The following is a 13835-nucleotide window of genomic DNA, read 5'->3' as shown; positions in this document are numbered from 1 at the left end:
CGCGGGGACGGTCTCCCCTGCGCCCTGTGTGTTCACAGAGGCGTCGACTGTGCGGCGAGGGCACGAAATGTCGAGATCGGTACGTATCGTGCTTTAGCCGTTCGCGCCACGGGTTATGGTTGCCTTCACGCGGATCACCCGACCCGGCAACGAGCTGGACGGGGTGGCTTCACCAACGCGAAGGGCAAGCACCATGGGTATCTTCGGAGGCATTCTTTCCAAGCTCGGGCTGGGCGGCGACGACAAGGACAAGGCCCCCACGCGGCCCGCGGGTACGCCCGCCACCACCGCTCCCGCACGGCCCGCCGGCACTCCCGCTCCCGCGGCGGCACCGGCGGCCCCGGTTCCCGTGTCGGTCGTGGACGTCGAGGCGCACATGGAGCAGCTCGCGGCCAAGACGGGGCACGAGGTGAACTGGCGCCATTCCATCGTGGACCTGCTCTCGCTGCTGGAGATCGACAACAGCCTCGCGGCCCGCAAGGAGCTGGCGGTGGAGCTTGGCTGCCCGCCCCAGCTCATGGACGACTCGGCCAAGATGAACGTGTGGCTGCACAAGACGGTGCTTGCCCGCATCGCCGCGAATGGCGGCAAGGTTCCCCAGAGCCTGCTGGACGGATGACCAACCCCGACAGCACGGACATCCTGGCCCAGGCGGGCGGGATTCAGGCGGTGGCCCAGCAGCTGGGCATCACCGAAGCCCAGGCGGCGAGCGGGGCCGCGGCGCTGCTTCCCGCCATCATGGGCGGGTTCAAGAACCAGGCGCAGGCAAATCCGGCCGGTGCGGCGGGGCTGGGCGGCCTGCTGAACCAGCTGGGCGGTGGTGCCCCTCCGGACGCCGTGACGGGCTCGCAGCCCGCCGCGGCGGACTCGGGCAACAACATCCTGGGCCAGATCTTCGGCTCCAAGGACGTGAGCCGCACGGTGGCGCAGGACGCCGCGGCCAAGTCCGGCCTGTCGCCGGAACTGCTCAAGCGCATGCTGCCGCTGCTGGCCATGCTCGTGACGGCCTACCTGGCGAAGCAGCACGGGGCCGGTGGGGCGGGGCAGGGTGGATTGGGCGGTGTTCTGGGCGGGATTCTCGGTGGCGCCGCGGGCGGAAACGCGAGGTCCGGGATGGGCTCCATGCTCGACCTGGACGGCGACGGCAACGCCCTGAACGACCTTCTGCGGATGGCGGGAAAAGCGCTTCGGTAGCGCCCGCCCCGCAGATGTACGATGCGAATGAAGCCCCGGCCGCACCACGCGGCCGGGGCTTCATTCCATTCCGTCCGTGTGGATGCGCGTTCTGCCGGGATTCGAACGCGGCCGCGAGCCTCCGCTCCCTTCTCGTCCGCTTCGTCCGCGCCGCAACACATCCACCGACCCGCGCGACCGCATCTAGTCGCAGTGGTCCGGGACGGAGCCGGTCGGAGGATAGGCCGGCCCGGGGCTCGATGCAAACGCCATCCGCACGTTGGCTCCATCGGGCTCGAAGTCACCGTCGATCCAGGTAGGATTCACCAGGCTCCCCCGGAAGTACACATGCGAGTCGCGCGCACTGCGGAGGGTGACACAGAGGTTCCGATTCGTACCAACAATGCTGTCCTGGACGGAGCCGGCACCCAGCGGGCTGAGGGTGATTCTTCCCGACAGACTGCCTCCACTGCGCTCCACCATCCGCAGGTCCAGAAACGTCTGTGTACCGGCATTCGTGTACTGTCCGCTCCACTCACCCGTCACGGGGTAGTGGTCTGGGTCGATCAGGTCCTCGCAGCCCGCCGCGGCGACAAGCAGGGTGGCCACGGCGCAATGGACAAAGCGCATCAGGGTACTTGGGTGATGGTGAAGGAAAACGCGATCCTCGTCGGCCCGCGGCTTGGCCGCACAGAGGCCCGGAGCCCGCGCGCAAGCTTGTCATCCGCGAGGGCTGGATGGCCCCGCATCTCCTACGGCCGATTGTCCGGCGCGGATGGCTCCCGGACCGTGCGGCTGAAGCTGAGGGAATCCATCGGCTCCGCTCCTGCGTTGGGATACTCTTCCCAGCGCCGCAGCCGGCCTTCGAACTGGAAGCCGGATTTCTCCAGCACCCGGGCGCTGGCTGCGTTGCCGGGGTGGCAGGTGGCCCACACGCGGAAGACGCCCTCCTGCGCAAGCCACCACTCGGTGACAGCGGTGGCGGCTTCCGTCATGAGCCCGCCGCCCCACGCATCCCTCGTCAGCAGGTAGCCCAGATTGATCCCGTGGTCGCCGGGCCGCGCGGAAATGGAGCCGATCAGCGTGTCGCTTTCCGCGGCCTGGAGCATCCACACGAACTCGCGCCGCGCTTCCCACTGCCTCGTGCAGAAGGCGAGGTACGCTTCCGTATCCTCAACGCGCCGGTGAGGCGTCCAGCTGAGGTATCTGGTCACGTCGGGGTCCTGCGCCCACCGCTCGAACATGGCGCCGGCATCAGACGGCTGTGCCCGGCGGATGATCAACCTGCCCGTGGTGAACCGCTCGGGAGGAATCATTCGTTTGATTTCTGAGGGTGCGCCCAACGTCGAGATCTCAGCCGCGCGCGCATGAGGATCGATCCGGGTCCCAGCAACGATTGCTGGGGCCTGATCGTGACGGCCGGAATGATGGCGATGATGCCGGACGTGAGGTAGACCCCCGCTCCGCACTCGGCGTAGATTGCAGGCGCGCGCCCGCTTCCGGAGTGCGCGCCTTTTCGTTTGCCGGGATACGAACGTGGCCGCGATCCTTCACCACCTTCTCGTCCTCTTTCTGATCGTCGTCTTTCCCCTGTGGGACCGGGCGGAGACGAAGCGGCTCAAGGCATCCACCGACCCGCGCGACCGCATCCGCGCGTACCGCCTGACGATCGGGTGGCAGGTGATTGCCTGCGCGATCCTTCTGGCGACGGTGTCGCTCGCCCAGCTCTTCACGCCACCCGCGCACGACCGCATCTTCGGCGCGGAGGTAAAGCCGGGGACGGTGCTCCCCATCGTCGGCGGGCTCCTGCTGGGCGCGATGATTCCCGTCATCATCAGCCTCGTGAACCCGGAGGCGCGCGAAAAGCAGAGGGGCGCGCTCAAATCCATCGAATTCTTTCTTCCGTACACCCCGCAGGCGCGGCGCTGGTGGGCGGCGCTCTCCATCGTCGTCGGCATCGGCGAGGAGATCATCTTTCGCGGCTTTCTGATCCGCTACATGCTGGCGCTGCCGGTCGGGTGGGGCGTGGGCGGCGCGGTGATCGCGGCGGCGGTCGTCTTCGGCATCGACCACGGCTATCAGGGGATCGCCGGCCTGATCAGCACGACCGTGCTGGCGCTGGTCTTTTCCGCGCTGTTCTTCGCCACCGGCTCGCTCTGGCTCCCCATGCTCGTGCACGCCCTGATCGACATGCGCATCCTCCTTCTCGTGCGGCCGGGCGGGGAAGCGCGGCCGGCGGAGCCCTGATTCGGCTCGCGCGAAGCGGGCGCGCCCTATCCTCCATCCACGGGAAGGTGCACCCGTGCGGCAGGCGTAGCGCCCTCGAGAAATTGTCCAGAGATTGCAATGCCGTGAGGGCGAAGCTGCTGAGCATCGGCTGACGCAGCTGGTCGTCGGTAAGCCGATGGGCAGCTGTGTCAGCGGCGCTCAGGCCGGAACGGCTCGGCCGCGACCTGGTGGTCGTCCTCGTACACGATGTACCCGGGCCGGTCCGTCGTAAGCATGCGGGTTGCGACTTCGTGCTGCGCCAACAGCGCGCACACCTCTCGGGCGAGCGCAATCTGCTGCGCGGCGCTCGCCTTGAACCAGCTTACAGCGAGTTCGCGGGCGCCGGGGCGCCGGGAACGCGCAAAGCGGTCAGGCTCTTCCAGTTCCAGGTTCAACCTCCGGCGGATCTCCGCCCACCAGACCTCCTCGTGCGGGGCGAGCCGGCCGGCTCGCCACAGGCGAAAGGCCGCCTGAAATATGCCGAGTTCAATTCCGGAGTACTGGTCGATCTTATCCACCACAAAGCGTACGTACACGGTACTAGTCCAGGAATGGCTGTGTCTGTCCTGATGTGTGACGTGCTGCAAGCGCTGCGATCCGTGCCGCCGGCGGGTGGAGCCGCCCGTCATCAGCCGCTTTGTCGATTGCGTCAGATGCCGGGTGCGCCGTAGTCCGTCCGGTCCCCCCACAGCGCCGCGACTCCGGCCTCCGCGGCGAGCGCCAGGTCGTCTGCCCGCAGATGGATGTGGGGCAACCGGCCCATCTCGTCCCGGCCCGGTACCTCGGGCAGCAATTCCGCGTCGATCCGGTAGAGATTGCCGTACACTCCCTCAGGATCGGGCGTTGTGCGTGCCGTCTCGGCGAGGTAGTCGCGCGCCTCGGTTTCCGACATCAGACGGAAGCCCGCCGAATCCTCCGCCAGGTAGCACGGCAGCGTCAGGTCGGAACGCGATGCCGTGGAACTCCGCTCGCGGATCGCAGGCGGCAGTGCGGCCAGGTATTGCTCCGCGACCGCCTCATCGCGGAAGATGGCGGAGACGTATGGAAGGCGGCCGGAGGAGACGATCCAGGCGATCACGGGCTTTCCTCTCGATGTGTAACGATGGATGGAGTCGCACCGCGAAGGGCGCAGCGTGATCCGTGCCGTGCATCGATTGCCGTCTGATCCGCCGATGTCGATATTCGCCCTCCCCGTTCGACGCCTGGGTAGAGCAGCACAATCAACCGACAGGAGAACCGATGAAGATCACCGTAGAAACGCTCGTTCGCGCGGAGCCGGCCAAGGTGTGGGACGCGTGGAACACGCCGGAAGACATCATGCAGTGGAACGCGGCCAGCGAGGACTGGCACACCACGCAGAGTGCGGTGGACCTGCGCGAGGGCGGAGCGTTTTCGTCGCGGATGGAGGCCAAGGACGGCAGCATGGGCTTCGACTTCGCGGGCACCTACACCCGCGTGGTGCCGGGAAAGATCCTCGAATACGCGCTGAGTGACGAACGCGGGGTCTCCATCGAGTTCGTGGAGCAGGCCGACGGCGTGCTGGTGCGGGAGACGTTTGATGGGGACAACGAGTATCCGGAAGATTTCCAGCGGCAGGGGTGGCAGGCGATCCTGGACAACTTCCGCCGCCACGTGGAGGCGAAGGGCTGAAGCGGAGCCGCGCGCACCGGGGATCGCCGCGCCGCGATCCTCCCGCTCGATCCGCTGCGGGGCCGGTTGACGCAAACGCCGGCCTCCACATACCTTCAGTCCACACATGCAGAGCGGGGACGGCCCCGTTTCTCCAATACGCACGTGGGGACGGCCCCACACCAGACTCGGCGACGGGTCATGGCGTGGGGCTTCTTGCATCCCGCCGGTTCGCTGGATATCGGGAGAGGGTGGATCGCGGAAGATCCACATCCACCCGGACGCCCGCGCCACGACTCGTCCTGTCTGGAGGAACAAGCAATGGATAAGCACCCATCCGCCATCAAGCCGGAATCGTGGCTCGTTTCGGCCGGCCGCAGTTCCGAGCCCGGCGCGCCGCTCAACGTGCCGCTGGTCCCCGCGTCCAACTTCATCCTGGGCACCGAGCGCGGCTACTCGCGCGACGACGCCACCCCGACGTGGGAGGCGCTCGAAGAGGTCGTCGGCGGGCTGGAGGCCGGGCGGGCTCTGGCGTTCGCGTCGGGGATGGCCGCCATCGCCGCGGTGTTCGACCAGCTTTCCGCGGGCGCCGTGGTGGCGCTGCCGGATGACTGCTACCAGGGCGTCGCCGGGCTGGCCGCCGCGGGCGCCGAGCGCGGCCGATGGACCGTGCAGCGCCTGGCCCTGGACGACACGGCAGGCTGGATCCGCGCCTGCGCCACCGCCGACCTGATCTGGCTGGAATCGCCCTCCAACCCGCTGCTGGCGGTGGCGGATCTGGAGGCGATCTGCGCCGCGCCGCGCAAACCCGGAGCGATCGTCGCGGTGGACAACACGTTCGCCACGCCGCTCAACCAGCAGCCGCTGGAGTTCGGCGCCACGGTGTCGCTGCAGTCGGCCACCAAGTTCATCGGCGGGCACTCGGACCTGCTGGCCGGCGTGGCCACGACGCGGGACGATGCCCTGTACCACGCCATCCGCACGTCGCGCGAGCTGAACGGCGCCACGCCGGGCACGCTGGAAGCCTGGCTGGCCGTCCGCGGCGCGCGCACGCTCGCCATCCGCCTGCAGCGCGCGCAGGAGACGGCCATGGTGCTCGCGGAACGGCTCGAGGCGCATCCGCTGGTGGAGCGCGTCCGCTATCCGGGGCTGCCCTCGCACCCCACGCACGCCACCGCGCGGCGCGTGCTGCGGGGCTTCGGCAGCATCATCTCGTTCGAGCTGCGGGGCGGGGCGGAGTTCGCGGACGCGGTGTGCCGCGGCGTGGGGCTCGTGCGCCACGCCACCAGTGTGGGCGCGGTGGAATCCACCATGGAACGACGCGCGGCGATCCCGGGACAGACACATCTTCCGCCATCGCTGCTGCGCCTGAGCGTGGGGATCGAGGATGCCGAGGACCTCTGGGCCGATCTGGATCAGGCAATCCGCGCCGCGGCGCCGTAACACCAAGCGGTTGTTGATGATGGAAGGAAGGGCCGAATCCCACCCGGGGTGCGGCCCTTTGTTCGCGCCCGAGCCTGAGCCGGGGCAGCATGTGTCGGGTTGATGGGGCTGATGCTGGATCGGGGGAGTTTGCCCGATCCGCTGCTGGAGCAACTGAAGTTGCCGCAACAAACTGCGGAAAGCCTCACGGTACTGCTGTGAGGCTTCACCTGCACTGGATTGCGGGCAATGACCGAAGCCTGATGTCGCGCTGAGGTCTCCCCCTCTCCCGCTTGGGGAGAGGGGGCCGGGGGGTGAGGGCTGCCCGCGGCGGCGCCAGAGCCTGGGATGGACGAGCGTCGCCCCAGCCGGGCTGGAGCACCCCGAAGCTCGCGCTGCGCTGCGCCGTGCACGCCGCCCTTGACTACTCGTGTAGGCACGGCTACTCTTCCTGACGACAGGTGTAGGCACCCGCGCCGCACTCTCTCTGACGACAGTTGTAGACACCATGGCACGTGAATCCATCGGCGAACGGGAGCTGGCGCTGGTGCGGCACATCGCCGACCGCGGCAGCCTCAGCGTGGCCGAGGCGGTGGACGAGTTCGGCGCCAGCCACGGACTGGCCCGCTCCACCGTCCTGACGATGATGGAGCGGCTGCGCACCAAGGGATACCTGTCCCGGCGGATGGCGCGCGGGGTGTATCGCTACCGCGCCTGCGCCTCGTCCGCGGAGCTGCTCAAGGACGCGGTGCACCGGTTCGTGGAGCGCAGTCTGGACGGCTCCGTATCCCCCTTCCTGGCCTACCTGTCTGAGGCGCCCGACCTGTCGGACGACGAACGGCAGGAACTGGAGCGCATCGTGGCGCGCCTGGACGCCGCACAGCGAAAGGACGGCTGATGCTTTCCCTCCTCGTCCGCGCGTCGCTGGAAGGCGCGCTGCTCGCCGCCTGCGTCTGGCTGGCGTGCCGTGCGCTGCCGCGGATGTCGCCCCGCGTGCGCGCGCTGCTGTGGTGGTGCGTGGCGGCCAAGTTCGTGGTCGCGCTGCTCTGGTTCACGCCCATTCCCGTGCCCGTGCTCGCCAGCGCGCCCGCGTCCGCCCCCGCCGCGGCGATGGACGCGCATTCCATCCCCTCGCAGTCCTCCACCGGCGCCGCTGAGAAAGCGGAAACGGCGCCGGTGCCCGGCCGGGGCGCGCCGGAGATCCCGTGGACCGCCGTCGTCGTCGGTGCGTGGGCACTGGGGATGGGCGTTGCGCTGACGCGCACGCTGCGGGACTGGCGGCGCACCCGGGCGCTGGTCTCGCGATCGCTGCCCGCGCCCGAGTCACTGCACGCGGACGTGCGCGAGCTTTCCGCCCGGCTCGCCAGCCGCGCGGTGGTGGACGTGCGGGTGTCGGCGGAAGTCGAGTCGCCGATGATCGTGGGGGTGCGCCGGCCGGTGATCCTGGTGCCGGCACAGGGTTTCGCGGCGCTCTCGCCCGACCAGCGTCGCATGGCGCTCTGCCACGAGGTCGCGCACCTCAAGCGCGGCGACCTGTGGCTGGGCTGCGTGCCGGCCGCCGCCGAACGCTTCTTCTTCTTTCACCCCCTGGCCCGCCTGGCCGCCCGCGAGTACGCGTTCTGGCGCGAAGCCGCGTGCGATGAGGCCGTCCTCACCACGCTCGGTACGTCTCCGCAGAGCTACGGGCGCATGCTGCTGGCGCTCGGTGTGTCACGCCGGACCGCGACCTTTTCCGCGGCGGGAGCGGCGTGGTCGTTCCACAACCTCAAACGAAGGATCACCATGCTCGACCACACCTCCTCGTCCTCGTTCCGCGGCCGCGCGCTGGCCGCCTGCGCGGTTGCCGCCGCCATCGTCGCCGTCGCGCCCATCCGGGCCGTGGCGCGCTCCGTTGCGGCGCCCGCGCCCATCCCCTCGCGGATCTCCGCGCCGGGGCAGACCCCGCGCCTGGCCTCGGTGCCGGCACCCGCGGCCGTCCCCGCCGGTACCCCCACAGCCCCCCTGCAGGCCGGCAAGGCTGAGGCGCCGCGCCAGGACGAGCTGCAGTTCGTGCTGTTTCACGCGGACGGAAACACCGTGACGGTGGGCAACTCCAGCCAGGTGGATCGCGCGCGCAGCCACCGCCGCGGCAACGAGCCGCTGCTGTGGTTCCGGTACGACGGCGGGGAGTACGTGGTCCGCGACGCGGCTGTGCTGCGCGAGGTGGATGAACTGTGGGAGCCGGTGGGGCGCATTGGCGAGGAGCAGGGGCGCGTCGGCCAGCAGCAGGGCGAGATCGGCGAGCACCAGGGCCGGATCGGGGCGCGGCAGGGCGAGATCGGCGCGCGTCAGGGGGAACTGGGCGCACGGCTGGGCGCTCTGGGCGGGCGCGTCGCGCTGCTGGCCATGCGGGAAGCGGCGGGACCGTCGGATTCCGACCGCCGGGCCATCGTGCGGGACCGCGAGGAAGTGGAGGCGCAGATGCGCGAGATCAGCCGGCAGATGGAACAGCTGAACCGGGACATGGGCGAGTTCGAGGCGCCCATGCACGAGCGCGACGGGGAGATGGAAGCGCTCGGGCGGCAGATGGAGGCGCTCAGCGGCCGGATGGAAGCGGCGGCGGAGCGGGCGGACAGCGGGATGCAGACGCTGGTGCGCCGGGCCATCCAGAGCGGCGCCGCGGTCTCCGTCCGCTGAACCGCCGGTGGATGGCGGCGGGCTCCCGCCGTCATCCACGCGGATGGAATCAGCGCGGCGCAGGCTGAAAACGAAAGGGCCGAACCCCATGCCGGGGTTCGGCCCTTTCGCCGTCGCTCGCTCGATCAGCCCGCGTGCGCCACGGACGACGGTTCGGCCAGCACGGCGTCCAGCTGGCCCATTGCGGACCGCAGCCCCTCCTCCATCCCCATCTCCGCCAGCTGCCGCATGGCTTCGATGCTGGGGAAGTGGGTCACGCTCGTGAAGCGCGAGCCGGTATCCGTCGGCTCGAAGTTGAAGACCATCCGCATGCTGGGCATGGCGTCGTTCGGGCGGCCCTCGTCATCCGAGAAGCCGTCCTGCAGTTCGATCCGGCGCCCCGCTTCCACCTCCAGAAAGCGCCACCAGCCGCGCGCCTTGGTCCCGTCCGGGCCGGTCATGTAGTACTCGGCCGATCCGCCCGGCTTCAGGTCGTGGCGGACAAAGGTGGCGGGCCACGTTTCCGGCCCCCAGAACCGCTCCAGCTGCCGCGGGTCGGCGTACGCTTCCCACAGCCGCTCCACCGGCACGGGATATTCGCCCACGACGGTGAGGGTGAGCGCGTCGGCGTCGGAGGTTACGGAGGTAATGGGCATCGGGCTTACTCCTGGGGTGGGGGGGCGGCGAAAAGGTTGTCGATCTGGCTGAAGCGCGCCTTCCACAGCTCCTCGAGTTGCGAGAGAAGCTCGCGGGCGCGCGCGATGCGCTCCGGGTTTCCGCGGATGATCCGCTCGCGGCCCTGCGCCTGCTTGGTCACCAGCCCCGCGCCTTCCAGGACGGCGACGTGCTTCTGCACCGCCGCGAACGACATGCGGTAGCGGGCCGCGAGCGCGGAGATGGACGCCTGCTCGCCCGCCAGCACCCGCGTGACGATGTCGCGCCGCGTGGTGTCGGCCAGGGCGTGAAAGACGCGGTCGATCTCCGCATCGCTGAGCGAACCATGTACAACCATATGGTTGTATGATAGGAGCGGATGATCAACCGCGCAAGCCTCTCCTCCCCCGTCCGGGACTCAGGCGCGTTCGGACGCGAGAACCGCCTCCAGCCGGCCCAGGTTCTGCTCGTTGGCGGTGGTGCTGAGGCGGCGCATGGGGACGGCGGCCTCGGGGCTCTCGAATTCCTGCACCCAGGACAGGTGCGTTCCTTCGCCGCGCTCCGCCAGCGTCACCGTGAGCCGGAACCACGGCTTTACGATGTGCTCAATCACGATCACGCGATCCGGCTCGATCTCCCGGAAGATGCTCTCGTTGGGATAGCTGGCGCCGTCCGGGCTGTGCATCGCAAATACCCACCGGCCGCCGGGCGCGAAGTTGAACTCCTCGAACGTGTTGGTGAAGCCGCTGGGCCCCCACCACCGTGCAAGGAGTTCCGGCTGCTGGAACGCGGCGAACACCTGGCGCGGCGTGGCGGAAAGCAGCCGCTCGGTGCTGACGGCACAGTCGGGGTTGATGACCTGCGACATCGGGGACCTTCTCCATGGTCTGAGAGATTCCGCGGGGCCGGGGGCCGCGTGGTTGGTGATGCGAACGGTGCGAAGCAGAGAATCCGGATTGCGCGTGGCGGACAAGCCGCGTCACACGCGGTGGATCAGGCTGCGGCCGAACCGAGCTCGCCGACGTAGGCGTCCAGCCGCTCCAGCGTCTGGCGGGCGCCTTCCACGGCGTGGTAGTTCTCGGACACGAAGTCCCGCTGCGCCCTGCTGTTGAACAGCGTGCGGAGGATGATTTCCGTTCCGCCGCCGCGGTCCGCGAAGGTCACGGTCCCCTCGAACGCGTCCGGATCGTTCTGGCGCCCGCCCTGGCGGTAGGTGATCCGCTCGAGCGGCACGATCTCCCGCCACTGGATCCAGTTGGGATACGTGGTGCCGTCCGGCCCGTGCATCATAAAATCCCACACGCCGCCCGGCCGGAACTCGAACGCGGCCGTCGTGAGGGTGAACCCCCGCGGCCCGAACCAGCGCCCCAGGTGCCGCGCCTCCGTCCACGCGCGGAACACGAGGTGCCGGGGGCCGCCGATCACCCGCGTGGTCACGATCTCCCGGTCCCGCTCGCTCTCGATCCCGTCACCCGTCCGCATCGCCGCCTTTCGTCTGTTGAAGTTCCCGGACGTACTCCTCCAGCCGGTCAAAGCTCTCGCTCCAGAACCGCGCAAAACCGCCGGTCCACTCGTGCACCTCGCGCAGCCCGTGCGCGTCGAGGGCGTAGTACCGCTGCCGGCCCTGCTCGCGCACCCGCACCAGCCCCACCTCGCGCAGCACGCGCAGGTGCTTGGAGGTGGGAGATGCCGCGAGCGCCAGCGTGTCGGCGATCTCGGTGGCCGCCCGCTCCCCCGTCAGAAGAAGCGCGAGAATCCGGCGCCGCTGCGGCTCTGCGATCGCGTTGAACACATCCGAGTTCGTCGTTGCTCGCGCCATGGGCGGATATTATTTCCGATATAGGAAAACGTCAAGAAGTGATGGCGGATCACCCGTGGTCGCCGGGAAAGCGGGTCGCCGGGTCCGTCTACCAGAGACGCCGGCATCTCCGCCGGCCAGCAGACATTTCCGCAGCACAGAACCGCGGAGGGACGTCCATGAACTACGTCACCGTGTCAGGCACTGCATCCCACGTGAACCGCTCGGGGGAAATCACGGAGTTCCGCGTGGGCCGGAAATCCATCAGATCATGAACGTTCCGCAGCTTGGGAATGGAGATATTGTGTCGGTCGTTGGATACGATCGTGGGGCTCCCCGCCGTCGCGCGGCGGCTGCAGTTGCTTGGCGGGAGGGGCGCAAACACGCACTCACTTCGCGAGCCTGTGTGACCCGCATGAACCCCGGAATGAACGAAGGCCCCGCATCGCGGAACGATGCAGGGCCTTTGCGGATCTGGGGAATCGCTGGATCGAGCCGGCGAACTCCTGCATCCGTCTGGACGCCGGTCCGATTCAAGCCGTCACGAACGGTTCGGCGTGCGTTCCGATTGAGCTACTTGAAGAAGTTCACGAACCCGGTGATGACCAGCGCGTTGGTGAAGTCGATGAAGAACGCGCCCACCATGGGCACCACCAGAAAGGCCCGCGGCGCGGGGCCGTACTTCTCCACGATCGCGCGCATGTTGGCCATGGCGTTGGCCGTGGTCCCCAGCATGAATCCCACGAACCCGCCGCTCATGACCGCCGACTCGTAGTCGCGCCCCATCAGCGGAAAGACGGGCCACATGCAGATCACCGCGATCAGCAGCACCTGCGCGGCCAGAATCACCAGCATGGGCCCCGCCAGGTTGGCCAGCTCCCACAGCTTCAGCGTCATCAGCGCCATGACGATGAACAGCGCCAGCGCCGCGTTCCCCACGTCGTCGATCACCCGCTGCGACACCCGGAACCAGCCGGTCACGTCGTCCAGGTTGCGAATGACGGCCGCCACCAGCATGGCGCCGATGTAGGACGGCAGCTTGAAGCTGGGCGAATCCATCCACGCGCTCACCCATCCGCCCACCCACATGGCCACCAGGATGAGCACCACGCTCTGCAGCAGCACGAACGATTCCTCGTCCTCGCCGGCCGGCGCCGTGGGCGGCGAATCGCCGAGCTGGGCCTCCACGATCTGCGCGGCCACGGGCGTGTCCATCTCCGTCCGGCCGCTCCGGGCCGTGCGCAGCCCGTTCCGTTCGATGAGTCGCGTGGCGATGGGCGCGCCCACCACCCCGCCCATCACGATCCCCACCATGGCCGAGGTGACCGCGATGGTGGTGGCGCCCGTCACGCCCTTCGCCTCGAACAGCGGCGCGAAGGCCAGCCCCGTGGCGGGGCCGCCGGTGAGCGTCACCGAGCCGGTGAGCACGCCGAACAGCGGATGCAGCCCCATGGCCGCGGCCAGCCCGGCGCCCAGCAGGTTCTGCACGACCGCGAACGCCGTGGCCAGGCCAAAGAAGAGCAGCACCTGCGGTCCGCCCACCTTGAGCAGGCGAAAGCTGGCCGCGAAGCCGATCGTGGTGAAGAAGGCCACCATCATGGGCGACTGCAGCGTGGTGTCGAACTCCAGCGGCGTCTGCCCCCGCGAGCGCAGCGTGGCGATGATCACCGCCACGATCAGCCCGCCGATGACGGGAGCGGGAATGTTGTACCGCGCCAGCGGCCGGACGACCTTGCGCACCCCGTAGCCCAGAAAAAGCACCACGCCCGCGAAGGCGACCGTCTGAATCAGGTCCAGCTTCATCTCGTCACCCCACCCGCAGCGAGAACGGCGTAAATCCGTCTGCCCGCCGGCGTAGCGATCGTGCCCGGCCCGCCTGGGCGGGGCCGCCACGAGCACTGCGCCGCCGGCAGCGCAATCACCTTCTACAGCACCCACAGCCATGACTATCGCCACGCGCGACCCACATGGCCGCGAAGCCCCAGGGATACCAGCAACTCAGTGGCCAGTTGTCCGCAGGCTCGAGCTATGGCCCCGAGTTAGCAGGGCGAATTAGCCTCTCTTGTACGCTAATTCGGAGTCCAACGCGCGGGTTATTATCGTGATTTCCTGAACTCTCGGTTTCTGCGGTACACTTGGCAAATCGCTGAGCGGGTTGGCCAAGGACAGCACGTGGGAGCCGGAGCCGCTGCCTACCCATCTTCCAGTTATCCACGGCCTACTTATCATCATGCGC

The 13835-nt window shown here is 68.7% G+C and carries 17 protein-coding genes; 7 read left to right on the top strand and 10 right to left on the bottom strand.

Going from position 1 to position 13835, the window contains the following annotated elements; all coding sequences use genetic code 11:
• The first annotated feature begins 193 nt into the window (after nucleotides 1-193).
• On the top strand, nucleotides 194-619 hold the full coding sequence (locus HNQ61_RS03230; RefSeq protein WP_170031753.1) for a DUF3597 domain-containing protein: 426 nt from the start codon (nucleotides 194-196) through the stop codon (nucleotides 617-619).
• Nucleotides 616-1194: a DUF937 domain-containing protein gene (locus HNQ61_RS03225; RefSeq protein WP_170031750.1), complete on the top strand. Its 579-nt coding sequence runs from the start codon at nucleotides 616-618 to the stop codon at nucleotides 1192-1194. Before HNQ61_RS03230 ends, HNQ61_RS03225 begins: the two co-directional genes overlap by 4 nt.
• Nucleotides 1195-1377: 183 nt before the next feature.
• Here HNQ61_RS03225 and HNQ61_RS03220 read toward each other — a convergent pair whose 3' ends face one another.
• Both HNQ61_RS03220 and HNQ61_RS03215 read right to left on the bottom strand, forming a co-directional pair.
• A complete protein-coding gene (locus HNQ61_RS03220; protein ID WP_170031746.1) occupies nucleotides 1378-1803 on the bottom strand; it encodes a hypothetical protein in 426 nt (141 codons plus the stop codon).
• Between the two features lie 122 nt (nucleotides 1804-1925).
• Nucleotides 1926-2489 carry a GNAT family N-acetyltransferase gene (locus HNQ61_RS03215; RefSeq protein ID WP_170031743.1) on the bottom strand — a complete coding sequence of 188 codons (564 nt, stop codon included), beginning with the start codon at nucleotides 2487-2489 and terminating at the stop codon, nucleotides 1926-1928.
• 220 nt (nucleotides 2490-2709) lie between these two features.
• Between HNQ61_RS03215 and HNQ61_RS29455 the strand changes: the two genes are divergently transcribed.
• Nucleotides 2710-3420 carry a CPBP family glutamic-type intramembrane protease gene (locus HNQ61_RS29455; RefSeq protein ID WP_170031740.1) on the top strand — a complete coding sequence of 237 codons (711 nt, stop codon included), beginning with the start codon at nucleotides 2710-2712 and terminating at the stop codon, nucleotides 3418-3420.
• 170 nt (nucleotides 3421-3590) lie between these two features.
• Here HNQ61_RS29455 and HNQ61_RS03205 read toward each other — a convergent pair whose 3' ends face one another.
• A complete protein-coding gene (locus tag HNQ61_RS03205; RefSeq protein ID WP_170031737.1) occupies nucleotides 3591-3977 on the bottom strand; it encodes a hypothetical protein in 387 nt (128 codons plus the stop codon).
• 113 nt (nucleotides 3978-4090) lie between these two features.
• Nucleotides 4091-4519: a hypothetical protein gene (locus tag HNQ61_RS03200; protein WP_170031734.1), complete on the bottom strand. Its 429-nt coding sequence runs from the start codon at nucleotides 4517-4519 to the stop codon at nucleotides 4091-4093.
• Between the two features lie 161 nt (nucleotides 4520-4680).
• On the opposite strand from HNQ61_RS03200, the gene HNQ61_RS03195 reads away from it, so the two are divergent.
• The 4 genes from HNQ61_RS03195 (at nucleotide 4681) to HNQ61_RS03180 (ending at nucleotide 9168) form a co-directional block, all read left to right on the top strand.
• Entirely contained in the window at nucleotides 4681-5091 is a 411-nt protein-coding gene (locus HNQ61_RS03195; protein ID WP_170031731.1) for an SRPBCC family protein, read from the top strand.
• Nucleotides 5092-5391: 300 nt separating this feature from the next.
• Entirely contained in the window at nucleotides 5392-6513 is a 1122-nt protein-coding gene (locus HNQ61_RS03190; RefSeq protein WP_170031728.1) for a trans-sulfuration enzyme family protein, read from the top strand.
• 487 nt (nucleotides 6514-7000) lie between these two features.
• A complete protein-coding gene (locus tag HNQ61_RS03185) occupies nucleotides 7001-7390 on the top strand; it encodes a BlaI/MecI/CopY family transcriptional regulator (protein WP_170031725.1) in 390 nt (129 codons plus the stop codon).
• A complete protein-coding gene (locus HNQ61_RS03180) occupies nucleotides 7390-9168 on the top strand; it encodes a M56 family metallopeptidase (protein WP_183685438.1) in 1779 nt (592 codons plus the stop codon). The genes HNQ61_RS03185 and HNQ61_RS03180 overlap by 1 nt, the downstream gene beginning before the upstream one ends.
• Nucleotides 9169-9293: 125 nt before the next feature.
• On the opposite strand, the gene HNQ61_RS03175 is transcribed toward HNQ61_RS03180, so the two are convergent.
• The 6 genes from HNQ61_RS03175 to gltS all read right to left on the bottom strand — a co-directional run bounded on the left by HNQ61_RS03175 (nucleotide 9294) and on the right by gltS (nucleotide 13402).
• Nucleotides 9294-9803 carry an SRPBCC family protein gene (locus tag HNQ61_RS03175; protein ID WP_170031716.1) on the bottom strand — a complete coding sequence of 170 codons (510 nt, stop codon included), beginning with the start codon at nucleotides 9801-9803 and terminating at the stop codon, nucleotides 9294-9296.
• A 5-nt stretch (nucleotides 9804-9808) separates the two neighbouring features.
• Nucleotides 9809-10159 (bottom strand): ArsR/SmtB family transcription factor, encoded by a 351-nt coding sequence (locus HNQ61_RS03170; protein WP_170031713.1) that lies wholly within the window; start codon nucleotides 10157-10159, stop codon nucleotides 9809-9811.
• A gap of 60 nt (nucleotides 10160-10219) precedes the next feature.
• The gene (locus HNQ61_RS03165; RefSeq protein ID WP_170031710.1) at nucleotides 10220-10669 is read right to left on the bottom strand and encodes an SRPBCC domain-containing protein; all 450 of its coding nucleotides are present in this window, start codon (nucleotides 10667-10669) and stop codon (nucleotides 10220-10222) included.
• Nucleotides 10670-10794: 125 nt separating this feature from the next.
• Nucleotides 10795-11283, bottom strand: coding sequence for an SRPBCC family protein (locus tag HNQ61_RS03160; protein WP_170031707.1), 489 nt, complete (start codon nucleotides 11281-11283; stop codon nucleotides 10795-10797).
• Complete coding sequence (locus tag HNQ61_RS03155; RefSeq protein ID WP_170031704.1) at nucleotides 11270-11620, bottom strand: ArsR/SmtB family transcription factor; 351 nt, start codon at nucleotides 11618-11620, stop codon at nucleotides 11270-11272. Before HNQ61_RS03155 ends, HNQ61_RS03160 begins: the two co-directional genes overlap by 14 nt.
• Before the next feature lie 552 nt (nucleotides 11621-12172).
• Nucleotides 12173-13402 carry a sodium/glutamate symporter gene (gene gltS / locus HNQ61_RS03150; RefSeq protein ID WP_170031701.1) on the bottom strand — a complete coding sequence of 410 codons (1230 nt, stop codon included), beginning with the start codon at nucleotides 13400-13402 and terminating at the stop codon, nucleotides 12173-12175.
• Between the last annotated feature and the right edge of the window lie 433 nt (nucleotides 13403-13835).

It is taken from the genome of Longimicrobium terrae (genome assembly GCF_014202995.1).
Taxonomy (GTDB): Bacteria; Gemmatimonadota; Gemmatimonadetes; order Longimicrobiales; family Longimicrobiaceae; genus Longimicrobium; species Longimicrobium terrae.
The sequence above is the reverse complement of the archived record's forward strand: the minus strand, read 5'-3'. Positions and strand labels throughout refer to the sequence as shown.